We start from the raw sequence: 16904 nt of genomic DNA on the forward strand, positions 1-16904 counted from the left end.
TCAAGCAGCTTGATCGCGAATGCGCGCCAGCGACTCGTCTTTGCCGAGCAGTGCCAATACGTCGAAAATTCCCGGTGAGGTAGTCTGTCCCGTCAAGCTTGCGCGCAACGGTTGGGCAATCTTGCCCAGACCTATCCCTAACTCCTCAGCCATTTGTTTCACCGTGGCCTCGAGGCTTTCGGTTGTCCAGCCGTTTTCAGCGTCAAGCACTGTTGTGATTTTGCTTAACAGTGTCCGCGCTTCATCGGTCAAAAGTGCCGCGGCCTTTTCAACCATGGGCAGGGGGCGCTGCGCAAACAGGAACACGGCACCTTGCGCCAATTCGTTAAGGTCCGCCGCCCGAACTTTCAGCACTGGCATGGCCCGTGTCAGCAATTCAAGCCCGCTATTTGCCTCGAAGGCCGGAGCGAGTGCAGGCAGGCGTTCAGCAACCAGTGCAGCAAGCCGCGCATCATCAGCCTCGCGGATATAATGCCCGTTCAGGTTCAATAACTTCTTCAGATCAAACCGTGATGCGCCTTTGTTCACATCGACAATATCGAACCATTCAACCGCCTGATCGCGGCTGATGATTTCTTCATCGCCATGGCCCCAGCCGAGCCGTAGCAGGTAATTGAATACAGCTTCTGGCAACAGGCCCATCTCATCGCGATAAGCATCAACTCCCAGAGCGCCATGGCGTTTGGAAAGCTTGGCTCCGTCTGCTCCGTGGATCAGCGGAATGTGGGCATATACCGGGTCCGGCCACGTGCCATCGATGCTGTTCATGCCGCGAATGACCACCAACTGGCGGAAAGCGTTGTTGATGTGATCATCACCACGGATCACGTGCGTCACGCCCATGTCGTGATCGTCAACCACTACCGCCAACATATACGTGGGCGTGCCGTCAGATCGCAGCACGATGAAATCATCAAGTTCGCTATTTTGAACCGTGATCGATCCTTGGACCTGATCGGCGATGACCGTTTCACCCTCGCGCGGTGATTTCATCCGCACGACAAAAGCCGCGCCATCGGGCCACTGGTCAGGTGTCGCATCCCGCCATTCGCTGTCGATGCGGAACGGGCGCCTTTCGGCTTGCGCTTGATCGCGCCGCGCCGCCAGTTCCTCCTGCGTCAGATAGCAGCGATAGGCATGGCCTGCTTCAAGCAACTGGTGCGCCACTTGCGCGTGTCGTTCAGACCGTGAGAACTGGAATACCGGCGGCTCATCTCCACCAAGCCCCAGCCATTCCAGCCCGTCAAAAATCGCATCAATCGCAGCGTCGGTAGACCGCGCGCGATCCGTATCTTCAACCCGCAAAAGGTATGTGCCGCCATGATGGCGGGCATAAAGCCAGTTGAACAGCGCAGTTCGCGCACCGCCAATGTGGAGATAGCCGGTGGGCGAGGGCGCAAAACGCGTCACCACCCCGCCATTGGGGCGTAATCCTGCAGAAATGGTGTCAGTGGCGCTTGCCATTGGCCGCGCTTTCCTTCCCTTTAAAACTCATGGCGTCCGCCTTACCCAACGCTCCCGCAACAGATGATCCGGCGACAGGACTACCTGCTGCCAATCCTGCGACAACGCTGGTCGGACGCCGCGGGCATTGGGACATCACGGCGCGATTGTCCAGCATCCTTAAACATGGTGAAGCCTTCCTTGAAGCTCATCCGTTTGAGCGGGGGCTGTGGCTGGTCGTTGCATTTGCCGCCGGCATCGTGGCGTGGGTCACCCTGCCCAGTCCGGCTCATTGGATCGCGCTGCTTTTTGGCATGTCCGGACTGGCATTAATGGCCGCAATATTTCTGGACGAAGCCAACTTTGGACACGTTCGCCTTGCTGTGATCGGCCTTGCTGCCATGGGCTGTGCGGGCCTCACTACCATCTGGGCGAAATCTGAACTGGTCGGCCAACCCGGAATCTCGAGGCCACTTGTGGTCTGGGTGCAGGGCCGATTGGTTGAACGCCGTGAAGAGCCAGCCAAAGCCCGCGCAAGGCTTTTGATACGGGTGCCCTTCGAAGGCTTTGCAGGGCCGGTGTTGGTCCGCGTCAACTTGCCGACGGACAAAGACAATCCGGCTGCACGCCAAGGCGCGATTGTCCGCCTGCGCGCCCGTTTAATGCCCCCTGCGCCGCCTTTGCTGCCCGGAGCCTATGATTTCGCGCGAACTGCCTGGTTCAATGGCATCGCCGCCACCGGTTCAGCACTTTCAAACGTTGAAGTCCTGCGCGAATCAGACCGCGGCACCACCCTTCGCGGGCTCCAATCCTCGCTCGCTCGTCACATTCGCTCGATGCTCGCAGGTTCACCCGGCAACATTGCCGCAGCCCTTGCCAGCGGTGATCGCGGCGCCATCGCCATGGCTGATGAAGACGCGATGCGTGATGCAGGCCTTACGCACTTGCTTTCGATCAGCGGTTTACACGTTAGCGCACTGGTCGGCTTCGTCTATTGGATCGTCGCGCGCGCTCTCGCGTTCGTCCCGTGGATCGCGCTTCGTGTGCGTGTGCCGATTGCAGGCGCGCTGGCAGGAGCGCTGGCAGGCATCGCTTATACTTTGCTCACCGGCGCTGAAGTTCCGACGGTCCGCTCTTGCCTAGGCGCTTTGCTGGTGCTTGCGGCTCTCGCCTTGGGGCGCGATCCCTTATCACTGCGCCTTGTCGCGGTTGGCGGGCTTCTGGTTATGCTGTTCTGGCCCGAAGCGGTCGTTGGACCCAGCTTTCAGATGAGTTTCTCGGCAGTAATCGCCATCATCGCGTTCCACTCTGCCGCCCCGGTACGCGGTTTCCTCAGTTCCGCGCATTATGGCCCGGTTGTACGTTTCGCGCGCGGAATCGTGATGTTGCTGGCAACTGGTATAGTGATCGAATTGGCGCTGATGCCAATCGGCCTGTTCCACTTCCACCGCGCCGGAGTTTACGGCGCACTGGCCAATGTCATCGCCATCCCTTTAACGACGTTTGCGATCATGCCGCTGATCGGGCTGGCACTGCTGCTTGACCTTGGCGGGATCGGAGCGCCGATGTGGTGGCTGGCCGGCAAGGCCTTGGAATTTCTGCTGGCGATTGCGCATTTCGTGGCTGCGCGGCCCGGTGCGGTGACCATGCTGCCTCCGGTTGAACCGTGGAGCTTTGGCCTGTTCGTCACCGGAATGCTCTGGCTTGCCCTTTGGACCGGACGCATCCGTTTGTGGGGCGCAATCCCTGCCGCCATTGCTGTCACAGTGATGATCTTTGCGCCTACGCCCGATATCCTCGTCACTGGTGACGGCCACCATGTCGGCATTACCGGCCAGGGCGAGGACCTGCTTGTCCTGCGCGATGGGCGTGGCGATTATATGCGGGATAGCCTGCTCGAACTTGCCGGAATGGAAGGCCAATTGCGCCCTTTGGAAGACTGGCCCGCTGCCCGTTGCAGCGCAGACTTTTGTACTATCGCTATCAACAGGAACGGCAAACGCTTTACCCTTCTGATGGCCCGCACCCGCGAGTACATTGACGATATGGAACTTGAATCGGCCTGTGAACGTGCCGACATTGTGGTCGCTGATCGGCGACTACCATGGGCTTGCCGCCCGAAAATGCTCAAGGCAGACCGGACATTTTTGGCAAAGACTGGCGGGATAACGATCAATTTGGCGAGCGGCAAAATACGCACTGTGGCCGAAACACAAGGGAGGCACGGGTGGTATCGCTGGCCTGTGACGGGGGAGATCAAGAGCGGACTGAAGCAGCAAATCCCCCAGCCTTCAGTCGGGGCAGCGCCGTCAGCTTTTAAGCCTTGAAACAAACCATAGCGACCAACGTCAAAGCAATCTGACGAAACAAAAGCCTATGGCGTGATGACTTTACGCCAGTCAAAAACAGGTCCCGTTCGTGTCGAGCGAAGTCGAGACGCTCTGCGCGGTGTCTCGACTTAGCCCTGAAAGGCCAAAGTTTATCCTGAGTGTATCAAACGGATCGAAACGAGCGGAGATTTGATTCAGCTTGACGTCATCACGCTCTAAACCAACGGCCGCTTGCCAATGACGAAGCCAAAAAAGCGCAGCACGTAAGCGTCCGCATAAGGCGGCGAAGTTAGGAGCGCTGCGTCACCAGCTTGCGCCGTCGCACATTTGTATCGGCGCAAGCTGGCATGACCGTCTTTTATCAGTGATATCGGCGCAGCAATCCTGCCAGTTTGCCCTGAACCGTCACTTCATCAGGTCGGTAGAACTGCGGGTCATATGCGGCGTTGGCGGGATCAAGGCGGATCATGCCTTTTTCGCGGTGGAGGTACTTGAGCGTTGCCTCTTCGCCACGCACCAATGCGACGACGATTTCACCATCGCGGGCGGCATCTGTCTTGCGGACCAAAGCATAATCACCGTCAAAGATGCCGGCATCGACCATGGAATCGCCAGAGACTTCGAGGGCGTAATGTTCACCCGCGCCAAGCAAGGCCGCCGGTACAGGCAATGTCGCGCTGGTTTCAAAGGCTTCAATAGGCACGCCCGCAGCGATTTTGCCATGGAGGGGCAATTCGATGACATCGTTGGCCGGAGCGGGAGTTGCCCTTGGAGCAGTGCGCAGCGGGGTTAGGGCGGAGTTGGTGTTGGCCGCTGCACGGGTTGGCGCAGCGGTAGCGCCGCCCTTTGTTACCGCGCTGTCAGGTTGGCGGATAACTTCCAAAGCGCGGGCGCGGTTGGGCAGGCGGCGAATGAAGCCGCGCTCTTCCAGGGCAGAGATCAGACGGTGGACGCCAGACTTCGACTTAAGGTCGAGTGCTTCCTTCATCTCCTCAAAACTGGGAGAGATGCCGGATTCCTCCAAGCGTACCTGGATGAAAGTGAGCAGTTCGTGCTGCTTGCGCGTTAACATTGGCGGTTCTCCGCAGGTGAACGAATGCGGAACGGATAAGCAACTTACTGCAACTCGTCAAGCAATACCGCCATTTTCGATCAGGTAAACAGGAACATCTGTTCCCGCCGCTTTCGCATCCGCCCATGCTTCGCGCAGAACGAACGAATTCGCGCGCGACAGCGGGGACAAGGCGCCGGAGTCTTGCAGCGGATCAAGGGTTACAGATGTACCGTCCCAGTGCGCGCGGAGGAATTCCATGCGACTGCCGCCTTTTGGCATGGGGCCAGTCAGGCGGGCAGGGATGGTGCGCGGAAGCGGCTGCGCTGCGCCAAGCATGGCGCGCAGGAGGGGCAACATGAACAGGAACGCGGTCACATAGGCAGACGCAGGGTTACCGGGTAGTCCGACGATGATCTGCGGTCCGCGTGTGGCAATGAGCAAGGGCTTGCCGGGCTTTATCCCGACGCGCCAGAAATCGATACTTGCGCCGATAGACGCCAATGCCGGACGGATAAGGTCATGATCCCCAACCGACGCGCCGCCGCTTGTAACGATAACGTCAGCATCGCGCGCGGTATCGAATGCGGCAGCAAGATCGTGGAGGTTATCCGCCACGGGTCCGCCGTGGGTGACGCGGACGGGTAGGACAGCGGCCATGGCGTAAAGCATCGGACCGTTGCTGGCGGGAAGTTGGTGGAGTTCAGGCAACTGGCCGGGCGCTACCAGTTCGTCGCCACTATCGATCACAGTCAGCGTAAGCGTGCGGCGGACGGGGAGGTGGCTATGCCCGCCTGCGATGGCCAGCGCGATTTGGGCGGGGCCGATGCGGGTTCCGGCCTCGATCAGTACGGTATCGGCCGTGAAGTCCATTCCGGCGGGACGGATGTGCCGTCCGGGCGGCGCGGGAGGCTCTCCGGTGAGATTCAGTACTTCGCCTTCGCGGCCGGCGTCTTCCTGAAGCAACACCATGTCTGTGCCAGCCGGGACAACGGCGCCGGTGCTGATCCTTATGGCTTCGCCTTTGCTGACGGTTTTCGCGTAGGGGTGTCCAGCTGCACTCTCACCAATCACGTTCCAAGGGCCGGGTAGATCAACCGAGCGGAGCGCATAGCCGTCCATAGCTGAGAGAGGGGCGGCAGGTTGCGTCCGGCGAGCGACAACAGGTGCGGCGAGGTAGTGGCCGAGGCATTGTGCAACCGGGCGCTGCTCTAACGGCAGGGAAGGGGCCAGCGCAAGCAAGCGGGCCTGTGCCTCAGCTAGGGGAAGCGGCGGCGTTTTCACGCGTCGTCCGCCCGCCAGATTCCAGATTTGCCGCCGCGTTTTTCAATCAGGCGTATGCCTTCGATCACCATGCCTTTGTCGAGGGCTTTGGCCATATCGTAAACGGTAAGCAGTGCGACTGACACAGCGGTGAGTGCCTCCATTTCGATGCCGGTCTTGCCGGTTAGCGTGGCGGTGGCAGTACATTCCACGCCAGTCTCCACCAGTTCGAAATCAATGTTCACCGCATCGATGCCAAGCGGGTGGCACAGGGGGATGAGCTCGCCGGTTTTCTTGGCGGCCATGATCCCGGCAATGCGCGCCGTTCCAAGAACATCGCCCTTGGGCGCGTTGCCCTGCGCGATGGCGGTCAGCGTGGTGGCAGACATCCTGATCGCGCCTCTGGCCACGGCGACGCGGTGCGTTTCTGCCTTGCTGCCAACGTCGACCATCCGGGCGTTTCCAGCCGAATCAACATGCGTCAATTTGTTCATCTCTCGCCCTCAAATCCTGAACGGGTTTGCGCAGGTTACACTTCCCGAAGAGAAACTCTAATGCCCGCCTCTGCTCGGAACTGCATGGTTTTTTCGGTGGAGAGCAAGGGGCCAAGCATAAGGCGGAGTTTGGCAGAGGCGCGACATGCGATGTGGCAATTGCATCGGCTGATGGTGGTATGCTCGTCGGCTGGGTTGACGTCTGGCAAGACACCCCAATGCTCTTCCCCGCAATCGAGAGGGAGGACCAAGTTTTCGTCAGCCGTTAAGCAAAGTAAGGGTGGCTGCCGTTATGTCGGTCTGTCGCATCAGGCTTTCGCCTACCAAAAACGTGCGCGCGCCGCATGGTTCAAGGCGCAAAAGATCGGCGTGAGTGTTGATGCCGCTTTCGCTAACCAGAAGGGTGCCTTCGGGGGCGAGGGGGGCGAGGCGTTCTGTAGTCGACAGGTCGGTGACAAAGCGTTTCAGGTCACGGTTGTTAATGCCGATCAGGCGCGACTTGAGATGGGCGGCGCGCTCCATTTCTTCCTCGTTGTGGACTTCGACGAGCGCATCCATGCCAAGTTCGCGGGCGGCGGCTTCGATTTCGGCCATTTGGCTGTCTGACAGGCAGGCGGCGATGATCAGGATGGCGTCAGCGCCGATGGCGCGCGCTTCGAGGCACTGCCACGGATCGACCATGAAATCCTTGCGGATGACCGGTAGGGTGCAGGCAGCGCGGGCCTCGATCAGGTAATCTTCGTGGCCCTGAAAATAAGGCGCGTCGGTGAGCACCGAGAGGCAGGTAGCGCCGCCTGCCTCGTAGGCACGGGCGTGAGCTGCAGGGCTAAAATCGGCGCGGATCAGCCCTTTGGATGGGCTGGACTTCTTGATCTCGGCAATCAGGGCGTAACCCTTGGCGGCCTTGGTGCGCAGAGCGGCTTCGAAGCCGCGTGGCGGCGTTTGCTGTGCAGCGCTGTCTGCCAGTTCGGCAACGTTCGTGGCGGCCTTGCGGGCGGCCACCTCGATGCGTTTTGTGTCGCAGATTTCAGTGAGCATATCAGTCATGGTGGATTGGTCTTTGCCGTGCTGGGCGGAATTAGTCGAGTGGGTTTTGGGTGATGGACTGGCTCGCTACTTAAGCGCGGCGATCCAGCAGTTGAGCAGCGCGTTGGCGAGGCCTTTGTCGATGGCCTCTGCGGCTTCTTCAACGCCTTCGTGCCAGTCTTGTGCTTCGCCTGCGATGATGAGTGCCGCAGCGGCATTGAACAGGACGGCGTTGCGGTATGGGCTTGTTTCACCCAGAAGGAGTGCGCGCAAGGCGGCAGCGTTGTGTCGAGCGTCTCCGCCGCGAATGGTGTCGACCGGAGCCGTGGGCAAGCCAGCATCGTCGGGAGTGACGCGGCGAAGCGCAAGTTCGCCATCTTTTACTTCGGCGAGTTCATTTCCACCGGCGAGGCTGAGTTCATCGAGGCCTTCATCGCCAGAAATGACAAAGCTGTGCGTTGTGCCAAGGCGCAACAGGGCTTCGGCGTAAATCGGGACGTAGGAAGGCCTTGCAACGCCGACGAGCTGGCGGCGAACACCAGCTGGGTTGGCCAAGGGACCCATCAGGTTGAAGATCGTGCGTCGGCCCAGCGCCTTGCGGATAGGCATAATGCGCCCCATCGACGGGTGATGCCGCCCTGCAAAGAGGAAGCAAATGCCAAGATCGGCCAGCGTTTCTTCGGCCGTTTCCGCAGCGCGATCAAGGTTGAGGCCAAGCGCTTCCAAGGTGTCCGCCGCGCCCGCTTTGCTGCTGGCTGCGCGGTTGCCGTGTTTGGCGACGGGAACGCCGCAAGCCGCAACGACAAGGCTGACGGCGGTGGAGACGTTGAGCGTGTGGTGGCCATCGCCGCCGGTGCCGCAAACGTCGATGGCATTGGCTGGCGCGATGATCGGGATCATGCGAGCGCGCATGGCTCGGGCGGCTCCAGCGATCTCGCTGGCGGTTTCGCCCCGGTCCGAGAGGCCCACAAGGAACTGCGCGATGTCTTCGTCGGGGACTTTGCCGTCAAGAATTGCAGCAAAGGCGTGTTCGGCTTCGGCTTCTTCGAGCGGATAAAGGGGATCGGGCAAATTCATGCGGGCAACGGATTGGTGGGGATGCCGCAGATTTTCAGAAAGTTGCCGATCATTGCATGGCCGTGTTCTGTGGCAATGGATTCCGGGTGAAACTGGACGCCGTGGATCGGCAGTGATGTGTGGCGGAAGCCCATGACGTGCGTATCATCAGACTGCGCGTTAACCACCAGGCATTCAGGAATGTCTGTGACAATCAGCGAGTGGTATCGGGTGGCAATAAACGGGCTGGGCAAGCCCTGGAACACACCGGTGCCATCGTGCGTGACAGGGCTGGTCTTGCCGTGCATCAGCCCGCCGCGCACGACTTTGCCGCCGAAATACTGACCGATGGATTGGTGGCCGAGGCATACGCCGAGCAACGGCAGGTTTGCGTCGGCTGCGGCTCCGACAAGATCGAGGCTGATGCCCGCTTCGTTGGGGGTGCAAGGGCCGGGCGAAAGCAGGAAGCCTTGTGCGCCGGTGGCAATGGCCTGTGCAACGGTAAGCGCGTCGTTGCGCACGACTTCCACCTCTGCGCCCATTTCCATAAGGTAATGGACGAGGTTCCAGGTGAAGCTATCGTAATTGTCGATGACGAGGATCATTGGCCAAACTTCGGTTCTGAGGCGACGCGGACGGCTTCGCGGGCGGCGGCGAATAGCGCGCCGGATTTGGCCTCGCATTCGCGCTGTTCGTATTCGGGGTTGCTGTCGGCCACGATGCCTGCACCTGCCTGCACGTGAAGCACCCCGTCTTTCAGGATGCCGGTACGCAAGACGATGCAGCTATCGACAGAGCCATCGGGGGCGAAGTATCCGACACCGCCAGCATAAGCGCCGCGCGTTTCAGGTTCGAGCTCGGCGATGATTTCACAGGCACGGACTTTTGGTGCGCCACTGACAGTGCCTGCAGGGAAACCGGCGAACAGTGCATCGACGTTATCGGCGCGGTTTGTGTCAAGCTGGCCTATGACGTTCGATACAATGTGCATGACGTGGCTGTAGCGTTCCACCGTGTAGCTTTCGGTCACTTTGACCGTGCCAGCCTGGGCGACACGACCCACATCGTTGCGGCCGAGATCGAGCAGCATCAGGTGCTCGGCGCGCTCCTTGGGATCGTCAAGCAGGCTGCTTTCGTTGGCGCGGTCTTCCTCTGGCGTTTTGCCGCGTGGGCGGGTTCCGGCGATTGGGCGAATGGTCACTTCGCCATCACGAATTCGCACCAGTATCTCAGGCGAAGATCCGGTGAGCGCGAAGCCCGGCATGTCGAGGAAATAGAGGAACGGCGAAGGGTTGATCCGACGCAAACTGCGGTAAAGCGCGATGGGCGGCAACGGAAAGGGCGCGGTGAAGCGTTGGGCGATGACGACCTGAAAGATGTCACCTGCTTCGATGTAGTCCTTGGCGCGCGTGACCATGCTGGCGTATTGCGCGGCCGGCATGACCGGCTGCGGGGTTACGTCCACGCTTTCGGTCAGGCGCTGTTCTTCAGGAACTGCGTTGGCCAGCTTGCGGATGGCGCTGTCGATCCGGTCGGTCGCGGCTTCTAGGAGGTGCGCTGGTGCACCGCCTTCGGCCCAGACCGGAGCAATGGCGAAGAGTTCATCTGACAAGCGATCAAACACCAACACCACGGTGGGGCGGGTGAACAGCATGTCGGGCAGGACCAGATCGCTTTGCGGCGCGCGCGGCAGCTTTTCGACAAGGCCGATGGTTTCATAGCCGAAATAGCCGACGAGACAGGCCAGCGCAGGCGGCAAGGCATCGGGAACATCGATGCGGCAAGCGGCGACGAGCGCGCGCAGTTCAGTCAGCGCGTCTTCTGGTAATGGCGCGAAGGCAGCCTTATCGTACCGCCAGATACGGTTGATTTCAGCCGCTTCGCCAGTGGCGCGGAACACAAGATCGGGATCGAGGCCGAGAAGGCTGTAACGCCCACGAACTTCACCGCCCTGCACCGATTCCAGCAGGAAATCGCCGCGGCCTGATTCCATCAGTTTCAGTGCTGCGCCTACCGGGGTTTCAGTGTCCACAATCAACTTGCGCCAGACCAGCGCCGGTTTTCCAGCGGTAAGCTGGACGAGCGCGGGGCCGTGGTTTTCGGGCAGCGCGGTGGCGGTAAAGTCTGCGAGCATGGACACCGGCATTATTGCGCGTTGGCGCCGGTTAGCTGATTGCGCACAGCCTTGATTGCAGCTTCGTTGCGTTCAACGCCGACATCGTTGCGGATCGCAAGGTTGAGGCTTTTGGCATATTCGTTGCCCGTCACCGTGCGGAATTCCTGCGAAGCTTGCGCGAAAATCGGGTCGGCGCGCTTTACTGCGCCAGGTATGATATCCTTGAGCGAAATGACGAACCAGCCAGCCTTGTTTGGGCCTTCAAGGCGCTTGTTGGTGCCTTCAGCCATGGCGAATAGCAAGGCAAGGGCAGGTGGCACTTGGCCTTGCATTGCAGAAAGCTGCTGGCGGGCCATTTCAACGGGCTGCGGCGCGGGCAAAGCAACGCCTGCTTGCTTTACCGCTTCACCGATGGGCGTACCTTTGTTCAAGGCTGCAAGGATTTTATCCGCAGCAGCCTTGGCCTTGGCCGAGCCTTGATCAAGCCCCCAATCACGGGCGACAACATCACGAATGCGGTCAAGCGGGGCGGGGCTGGATACCGTAAGCTGGCCAACATCATAAACCGCGAAAACTTCACCGGCCTTGAGTTCGGCAAGCTGCGGTTCGCCTTCACGCTCCATCGCGAATGCTGCTTGAACAAGCGTGGTAATTTCGTTGGGCACGCGTTCGGTTGGTTTGCCGAACACACTCCCATCGGCCACAACCGGCTGCGTCGACGTGACGGAGAGGCCCAGATTCTTGGCAATATCGGCAAGGCCGGTACCGCCATCGACTTCTTGTTCCACTTGCGCGGCAAGATCGGACAGCGCGGCGCGACGCTTTTCAAGGGTCAGCATCGTGACAAGTTCGGGGCGGGCCTGATCAAGCGTTTTGCCGGCATTGCGATTGACCGCATCCACTTTGATCACATGCCAGCCGATGCTGGACTTTGCCGGGGCAGCCAACGTGCCAGCAGCCGCGGCAAACACGGCATCGGATACCGGCTTGGCCGTTTGTCTGGTCAGGCCTTCGCGCGTTTGATTGGCCATCTGGCTGGCGGCGAGCCCCTTGGCCCGGGCCGCAGCATCAAGTGATCCGCCTTTGCCGACCTCTGCAATCAGCGCTTTGGCGGCAGCTTCTGTGGGAACGATGACTTGCGTGATCGTGCGCTCTTCGCTGGGAGCATAAAGCGCGGTGTTTTGTTTGTAACGGTTGGCGATCTCGGCCTCGGTAGGAGCAGCGAGGCTCTTGAGGCTGGATTCATTGATCAGCGTATAGCGGATCGTGCGCCGTTCAGGCTGCATGTAGCGCGCCTTGTTGGCGTTGTAGAACGCGCTGACGGCTTCGGCGCTGGGCGGGTTTGGCGGAATAAAGGCCAGCGATGGGACGGTAAGGACCACGCCGCTGCGCTTTTCGGTAAGCAACGATGCATAGCGCACAACCGCTTCATCGGGCATTTGGGCACCAAACGCTGCGGGCAACAACAACTGCCGCGCCATCAATCCTTGCGCAAGGTCGGAGCGCACCTCCTTATCGGTAAGGCCGCGCTGGGCGAGCAATTGTTCGTAAGCCATTTGGCTGAATTTGCCATCAGGCCCCTGGAACGCGCTGATCTTGACGATTTCGCTATCGACCAGACGATCACTGACGACGAGGCCATGCTTTTTGCCCCATTCGGCAAGCGCCAAGCGGTCAATCATTTCGTTCAGAACGCCGTCCATACCGCCGCCATCGAGGAATTGCTTCATCGTCAGGCCTGGGGACTTTTTGCGTTCCTGTTCAAACGCGTTGGTCAGGGCTTTGGTGAGTTCAGCAGTCCCGATCCGGCTAGATCCGACGCTGGCAGCGCGATCCCCACCGGCGATGCCGCCAAAGCCGCTGCCCGTTATGTCGGCGCTGGCGAAAGCCAGCGCGATCAGGCCAAGGAACACCAACGCGACAGCAGCGCCGACGCGGGACTTAATAAAGGAGCGGAAAAAGCCGAGCATTTGCGGGTGTTCGTCTCATCATTCTGGGTGCGTTACCGGACCCGAAGGGAAATTTGCCGACGCTTTAGGGGGCATTGCCGTTTCTCGCAATGCCCGGTGTGATGCACAGGCGCTTGGTTGAATGCTGTGGCTGCGGTAACTAAATGTTTTTGCCGGTTATGCGATCACGTGTTTTGCAAAATAGGCGTAGGTTTGATAGCCGCCCGACGACTCGAGGGTGCTATAGCCCTTAAAACTATGGCGTGATTTAGGTTTTTCAGGGGAATTGGCCGAATATGCCACATCGTCCTTATATCGTGGGCAATTGGAAGATGAACGGGAGCCGCGCCATGTTGGCCGAGGCGCGCGCGATTGATCGTGCCGCAGGCCGCTATCCCGATGTGCAAGTGGCACTGGCGCCGCCGTTCACGCTGATTGGCGCGCTGCGCGAAGCGGTGACGGCAATGGGCGTCGGCGGGCAGGATTGCCATGCCGAAGCAAAAGGCGCGCATACCGGCGACGTATCGGCAGCGATGCTGCTGGATACTGGCGCAGACTTTGTCATCGTTGGGCATAGCGAACGGCGCAAGGATCATGCTGAAAGCGATGCCCTTGTGCAGGCCAAGGCCAATGCAGCTTTGGCAGCGGGGCTGGGCGTGATCGTTTGCGTCGGTGAAACACTGGACGAACGCGATGCGGGCAAGGCCGTGGCAGTTGTCGCAGGCCAGGTTGATGGCTCCATGCCGGTGGGTGACGGCACCGCTGATGCTGTAACACTGGGCAAAGTTGCCGTGGCTTACGAGCCTGTCTGGGCCATTGGCACAGGCCGCGTTGCAGCTGTGGCTGATGTCATCGAGATGCATGCGGCGATCCGAGAACGCTTGATCGCTTTGTATGGGGAAGCAGGCGAAAAGGTCCGCATTCTTTATGGTGGTTCGGTCAACGCAGGGAACGCAGCCGAATTGCTGGCGGCGCAGGGCGTTGGCGGGGCATTGGTTGGCGGTGCGAGCCTGACGGCAGACGCGTTCTTGCCGATCATCGCAGCCGCAGGCAACGGCGAGGGCTGACCTGCCAGCATTGCGCGCGTGGCGGGTTGCGCCAAAGCGATCTGCCGCCTACATGGCAGCCAAGTTGTTTCTGCGTTCGGACGCGCCAAAGGTTGAGATACATGTCGCTGTTTATTTTTCTGACCGTTGTCCAGGCCATCGTTGCCGCCCTGTTGGTTGTGACGATCCTGATGCAGAAGTCCGAAGGCGGCGGCCTTGGCGTTGGCGGAAGCCCTGCCGGTTTCATGTCGGCACGTGGCGCAGCAGATTTCATGACGCGGGCGACCACGGTTTTGGCAACGGCATTTGTGGTGTTGAGCATTGCGCTGGCAACGCTGGCAGTCGGCCAGACGTCAGGCCGCCAGATCGACACCTCGCTTGAGCGCGCTGCACCGTTGCAGAATGCGCCTGCAGTTGATCCACTTGCTCCGGCACAGGGTGGCGCGGCACCGGCCGCAGCGCCTGTGCAACAACCAGCAGCACCAGCGCCAGCGAACGATCCACTGAGCGGCGCTGCGGGGCAGTAAAGTTTTTTGCAATGCGGTGATGCCGCCTCGCTTCCTTGGGGTAGCGGGGTGGTATTCGTGTTGTGTTCAATCCATGCTTGTGGATTGCCGTAAAGATTTCAGCGGCAACCGCTTGCGCAATTGCAACTTCAGACGCTAAGGCCCAACTCCCATGGCGCGGTACATTTTCATCACCGGCGGCGTGGTCTCCTCGCTCGGCAAAGGTCTTATGGCAGCAAGCCTTGCGGCGCTGCTTCAGGCGCGCGGTTTTCGCGTGCGAATCCGCAAGTTCGACCCCTATCTGAACGTCGATCCGGGTACGATGAGCCCTTATCAGCATGGCGAAGTCTATGTGACCGATGACGGGGCCGAGACTGACCTTGATCTTGGGCATTACGAACGCTTCACCGGCGTTTCGGCGCGGCAGGCAGACAACATCACGTCGGGACGCATTTACCGCGACATTATCACCAAAGAACGGCGCGGCGATTACCTTGGCGCGACCGTGCAGGTCATTCCGCATGTCACCGACGCGATCAAGGAATTCGCGCAGGCAGAAACCGACGATTTGGATTTCGTGCTTTGCGAAATCGGCGGGACGGTGGGCGACATTGAAGGCCTGCCGTTCATCGAAGCGCTTCGCCAGTTGCACAACGAAATGCGCGATGAGACGTGCTTCGTCCACGTAACGCTGGTGCCCTATATTGCCGCAGCGGGCGAGCTTAAGACCAAGCCGACACAGCATTCGGTACGCGAATTGACGGGGCTTGGCATTCAGCCGGACATCTTGCTGTGCCGCTGCGAAAAGCCGTTGCCCGACACTGAACGCGCCAAGATCGCGCAGTTTTGCAATGTCCGCAAATCTGCGGTCATCCCGGCGCTTGATGCGACGAGCATCTATTCGGTGCCGTTGCAGTATCACGCAGAGGGCCTAGATGGCGAAGTGCTGCGGCATTTCGGACTGACCGCGCCCGAGCCTGATTTGAGCGTGTGGGACGACATCGTTGATCGCTATCAGAACCCTGAGGGCGAAGTGACGATCGGCGTTGTGGGCAAGTATGTTGGCCTGCAGGACGCTTACAAATCGTTGAACGAAGCCTTGGCGCACGGTGGCATGGCCAACCGCGTCAAAGTGCGCATCAAATGGCTTGATGCCGAACTGTTCGAAAAGGACGATGCCGAAATCGCAGCGAGCCTTGAGCCGATGCATGGCATTTTGGTGCCCGGCGGCTTTGGGGAGCGCGGGACCGAGGGCAAGATCGCTTCTGTGCGGTTTGCACGTGAACGCAAAGTGCCGTTCTTCGGCATTTGCCTTGGCATGCAGATGGCCTGCATCGAAGGCGCGCGCAACACGGCCGGCATCGCCAATGCATCATCAACCGAATTCGGCCCGACCGATGAACCGGTTGTCGGCATCATTACCGAATGGATGACCGCCGAAGGTCTGGAGCAACGTTCCGAAGGTGGCGATCTGGGCGGAACAATGCGGCTCGGCGCTTATGACGCAAAGCTGACCGGCAACAGCCACGTCGCCAACGTCTATGGCACGACCGAGATTAGCGAGCGGCATCGTCACCGCTACGAAGTGAACGTGGCCTACAAGGACCGTCTGGAGCAGGGCGGGTTGGTGTTTTCCGGCATGTCGCCCGACGGGTTACTGCCTGAAATCGTCGAACGCCCTGACCACCCATGGTTTATCGGTGTACAGTTCCATCCCGAACTGAAAAGCCGCCCGTTCGATCCGCACCCATTGTTCAGCGGGTTTATTGCAGCGGCTGTAAAGCAGATGCGTCTTGTTTAAAGACAACTAAAAGCACTAGTCAGCGCGCGATTTCCCTGATTATTTGAACGCCTATCGTAATGGGCGTGTAGCGGGGGCTTTCTGGCATGGACGCGGCGAAACTGGCGGAAGCTTTAACGGCGCAAAGTCTGTTTGCAGATTGCGAACAGGCCGAACTTTCCGACATCATCGCGCGCGGCAATGTGCGGTCATATAAACCCGGCCAGGAATTGATGGCGCAAGGTGAACAGGGCCGGACGCTGTTCATCGTGATCAGGGGCCTTGCCCGCGTGAGCATGCTGGCTGCCAATGGACGCGAGATCATTCTCGATTATGCCGAAGCAGGCCATGTGCTGGGCGAGATCGCCTTCCTCGATGGCGGTGAGCGAACCGCATCGGTGATCGCCATCGATCCGGTTGAAGCGCTGGTGCTGACCAAAACGGCCTTTGCCGAAATCATCGATAAACACAAAGGACTATCGCTGCGCCTGCTGAAAGCCATGGCGCGGCGTTTGCGCCAGAACAACGCGGTAATCGAAGCAGACAGGGCCTATACTTCTGGCCCAAGGCTTGCGCGGTTCCTGCTGCGGTTGATGATGGGCGATAGCAGCGAAACAGGCAACCAGTTGAAAATCGCGTTGAGCCAAGGCGAACTGGGCAACTTTGCCGGCATGTCGCGCGAACAGATCAACCGCCAGCTTTCGGCATGGGTCGACAATGGCATTGTGGCATTGAAAGGCGGGCGTGTGACGATCCTTGACCGCGAGGCTTTGACCGACGTCGCCGAGGCTTGGTGAAGGGTAAAACAAAAAGGGGCGAGCTTTTGTGCCCGCCCCTTCACAAT

At 59.8% G+C, this 16904-nt stretch carries 14 protein-coding genes; 5 read left to right on the plus strand and 9 right to left on the minus strand.

The genetic code is table 11. The features are described from left to right. Entirely contained in the window at nucleotides 1–1464 is a 1464-nt protein-coding gene (gene gltX / locus B7Y89_RS05975; RefSeq protein WP_292936704.1) for a glutamate--tRNA ligase, read from the minus strand. A gap of 29 nt (nucleotides 1465–1493) precedes the next feature. Here gltX and B7Y89_RS05980 point away from each other — a divergent pair, with 29 nt between their 5' ends. Further along, nucleotides 1494–3770 carry a ComEC/Rec2 family competence protein gene (locus tag B7Y89_RS05980; RefSeq protein ID WP_292936706.1) on the plus strand — a complete coding sequence of 759 codons (2277 nt, stop codon included), beginning with the start codon at nucleotides 1494–1496 and terminating at the stop codon, nucleotides 3768–3770. A 364-nt stretch (nucleotides 3771–4134) separates the two neighbouring features. Here B7Y89_RS05980 and lexA read toward each other — a convergent pair whose 3' ends face one another. The 8 genes from lexA to B7Y89_RS06020 form a co-directional block, all read right to left on the minus strand. Further along, nucleotides 4135–4845, minus strand: coding sequence for a transcriptional repressor LexA (gene lexA / locus B7Y89_RS05985; RefSeq protein WP_292936708.1), 711 nt, complete (start codon nucleotides 4843–4845; stop codon nucleotides 4135–4137). A 57-nt stretch (nucleotides 4846–4902) separates the two neighbouring features. Then, the gene (locus B7Y89_RS05990) at nucleotides 4903–6108 is read right to left on the minus strand and encodes a molybdopterin molybdotransferase MoeA (RefSeq protein WP_292936710.1); all 1206 of its coding nucleotides are present in this window, start codon (nucleotides 6106–6108) and stop codon (nucleotides 4903–4905) included. Continuing rightward, nucleotides 6105–6581 (minus strand): cyclic pyranopterin monophosphate synthase MoaC, encoded by a 477-nt coding sequence (gene moaC, locus B7Y89_RS05995; protein ID WP_292936712.1) that lies wholly within the window; start codon nucleotides 6579–6581, stop codon nucleotides 6105–6107. Before moaC ends, B7Y89_RS05990 begins: the two co-directional genes overlap by 4 nt. A gap of 258 nt (nucleotides 6582–6839) precedes the next feature. Further along, nucleotides 6840–7628 carry an indole-3-glycerol phosphate synthase TrpC gene (trpC, locus tag B7Y89_RS06000; protein ID WP_292936714.1) on the minus strand — a complete coding sequence of 263 codons (789 nt, stop codon included), beginning with the start codon at nucleotides 7626–7628 and terminating at the stop codon, nucleotides 6840–6842. Between the two features lie 66 nt (nucleotides 7629–7694). Next, on the minus strand, nucleotides 7695–8684 hold the full coding sequence (trpD, locus tag B7Y89_RS06005) for an anthranilate phosphoribosyltransferase (RefSeq protein ID WP_292936716.1): 990 nt from the start codon (nucleotides 8682–8684) through the stop codon (nucleotides 7695–7697). After that, on the minus strand, nucleotides 8681–9268 hold the full coding sequence (locus B7Y89_RS06010) for an aminodeoxychorismate/anthranilate synthase component II (RefSeq protein ID WP_292936718.1): 588 nt from the start codon (nucleotides 9266–9268) through the stop codon (nucleotides 8681–8683). The genes trpD and B7Y89_RS06010 overlap by 4 nt, the downstream gene beginning before the upstream one ends. Then, entirely contained in the window at nucleotides 9265–10809 is a 1545-nt protein-coding gene (trpE, locus tag B7Y89_RS06015) for an anthranilate synthase component I (protein ID WP_292936719.1), read from the minus strand. Before trpE ends, B7Y89_RS06010 begins: the two co-directional genes overlap by 4 nt. Next, nucleotides 10809–12749, minus strand: coding sequence for a SurA N-terminal domain-containing protein (locus B7Y89_RS06020; protein WP_292936720.1), 1941 nt, complete (start codon nucleotides 12747–12749; stop codon nucleotides 10809–10811). The genes trpE and B7Y89_RS06020 overlap by 1 nt, the downstream gene beginning before the upstream one ends. A 275-nt stretch (nucleotides 12750–13024) precedes the next feature. Between B7Y89_RS06020 and tpiA the strand changes: the two genes are divergently transcribed. From tpiA to B7Y89_RS06040, 4 genes are all read left to right on the plus strand, one after another. Continuing rightward, nucleotides 13025–13795: a triose-phosphate isomerase gene (gene tpiA, locus B7Y89_RS06025; protein ID WP_292936722.1), complete on the plus strand. Its 771-nt coding sequence runs from the start codon at nucleotides 13025–13027 to the stop codon at nucleotides 13793–13795. Nucleotides 13796–13896: 101 nt separating this feature from the next. Next, nucleotides 13897–14301 carry a preprotein translocase subunit SecG gene (gene secG / locus B7Y89_RS06030; protein ID WP_292936724.1) on the plus strand — a complete coding sequence of 135 codons (405 nt, stop codon included), beginning with the start codon at nucleotides 13897–13899 and terminating at the stop codon, nucleotides 14299–14301. 151 nt (nucleotides 14302–14452) lie between these two features. Next, nucleotides 14453–16081: a CTP synthase gene (locus B7Y89_RS06035; protein ID WP_292936726.1), complete on the plus strand. Its 1629-nt coding sequence runs from the start codon at nucleotides 14453–14455 to the stop codon at nucleotides 16079–16081. 86 nt (nucleotides 16082–16167) lie between these two features. Continuing rightward, on the plus strand, nucleotides 16168–16857 hold the full coding sequence (locus B7Y89_RS06040) for a Crp/Fnr family transcriptional regulator (protein ID WP_292936728.1): 690 nt from the start codon (nucleotides 16168–16170) through the stop codon (nucleotides 16855–16857). The last annotated feature ends 47 nt before the right edge of the window (nucleotides 16858–16904 follow it).

Origin of the sequence: Novosphingobium sp. 32-60-15, from assembly GCF_002280675.1 — a bacterium.
In the GTDB taxonomy this organism is placed as follows: domain Bacteria; phylum Pseudomonadota; class Alphaproteobacteria; order Sphingomonadales; family Sphingomonadaceae; genus Novosphingobium.

Excerpts from the sequence above, each read along its gene's own strand:
- gltX (WP_292936704.1), bottom strand. The coding sequence starts at position 1,464 with ATGGCAAGCGCCACTGACACCATTTCTGCAGGATTACGCCCCAATGGC.
- B7Y89_RS05980 (WP_292936706.1), top strand. The coding sequence starts at position 1,494 with ATGGCGTCCGCCTTACCCAACGCTCCCGCAACAGATGATCCGGCGACA.
- lexA (WP_292936708.1), bottom strand. The coding sequence starts at position 4,845 with ATGTTAACGCGCAAGCAGCACGAACTGCTCACTTTCATCCAGGTACGC.
- moaC (WP_292936712.1), bottom strand. The coding sequence starts at position 6,581 with ATGAACAAATTGACGCATGTTGATTCGGCTGGAAACGCCCGGATGGTC.
- trpC (WP_292936714.1), bottom strand. The coding sequence starts at position 7,628 with ATGACTGATATGCTCACTGAAATCTGCGACACAAAACGCATCGAGGTG.
- trpD (WP_292936716.1), bottom strand. The coding sequence starts at position 8,684 with ATGAATTTGCCCGATCCCCTTTATCCGCTCGAAGAAGCCGAAGCCGAA.
- B7Y89_RS06010 (WP_292936718.1), bottom strand. The coding sequence starts at position 9,268 with ATGATCCTCGTCATCGACAATTACGATAGCTTCACCTGGAACCTCGTC.
- trpE (WP_292936719.1), bottom strand. The coding sequence starts at position 10,809 with ATGCCGGTGTCCATGCTCGCAGACTTTACCGCCACCGCGCTGCCCGAA.
- B7Y89_RS06020 (WP_292936720.1), bottom strand. The coding sequence starts at position 12,749 with ATGCTCGGCTTTTTCCGCTCCTTTATTAAGTCCCGCGTCGGCGCTGCT.
- tpiA (WP_292936722.1), top strand. The coding sequence starts at position 13,025 with ATGCCACATCGTCCTTATATCGTGGGCAATTGGAAGATGAACGGGAGC.
- secG (WP_292936724.1), top strand. The coding sequence starts at position 13,897 with ATGTCGCTGTTTATTTTTCTGACCGTTGTCCAGGCCATCGTTGCCGCC.
- B7Y89_RS06035 (WP_292936726.1), top strand. The coding sequence starts at position 14,453 with ATGGCGCGGTACATTTTCATCACCGGCGGCGTGGTCTCCTCGCTCGGC.
- B7Y89_RS06040 (WP_292936728.1), top strand. The coding sequence starts at position 16,168 with ATGGACGCGGCGAAACTGGCGGAAGCTTTAACGGCGCAAAGTCTGTTT.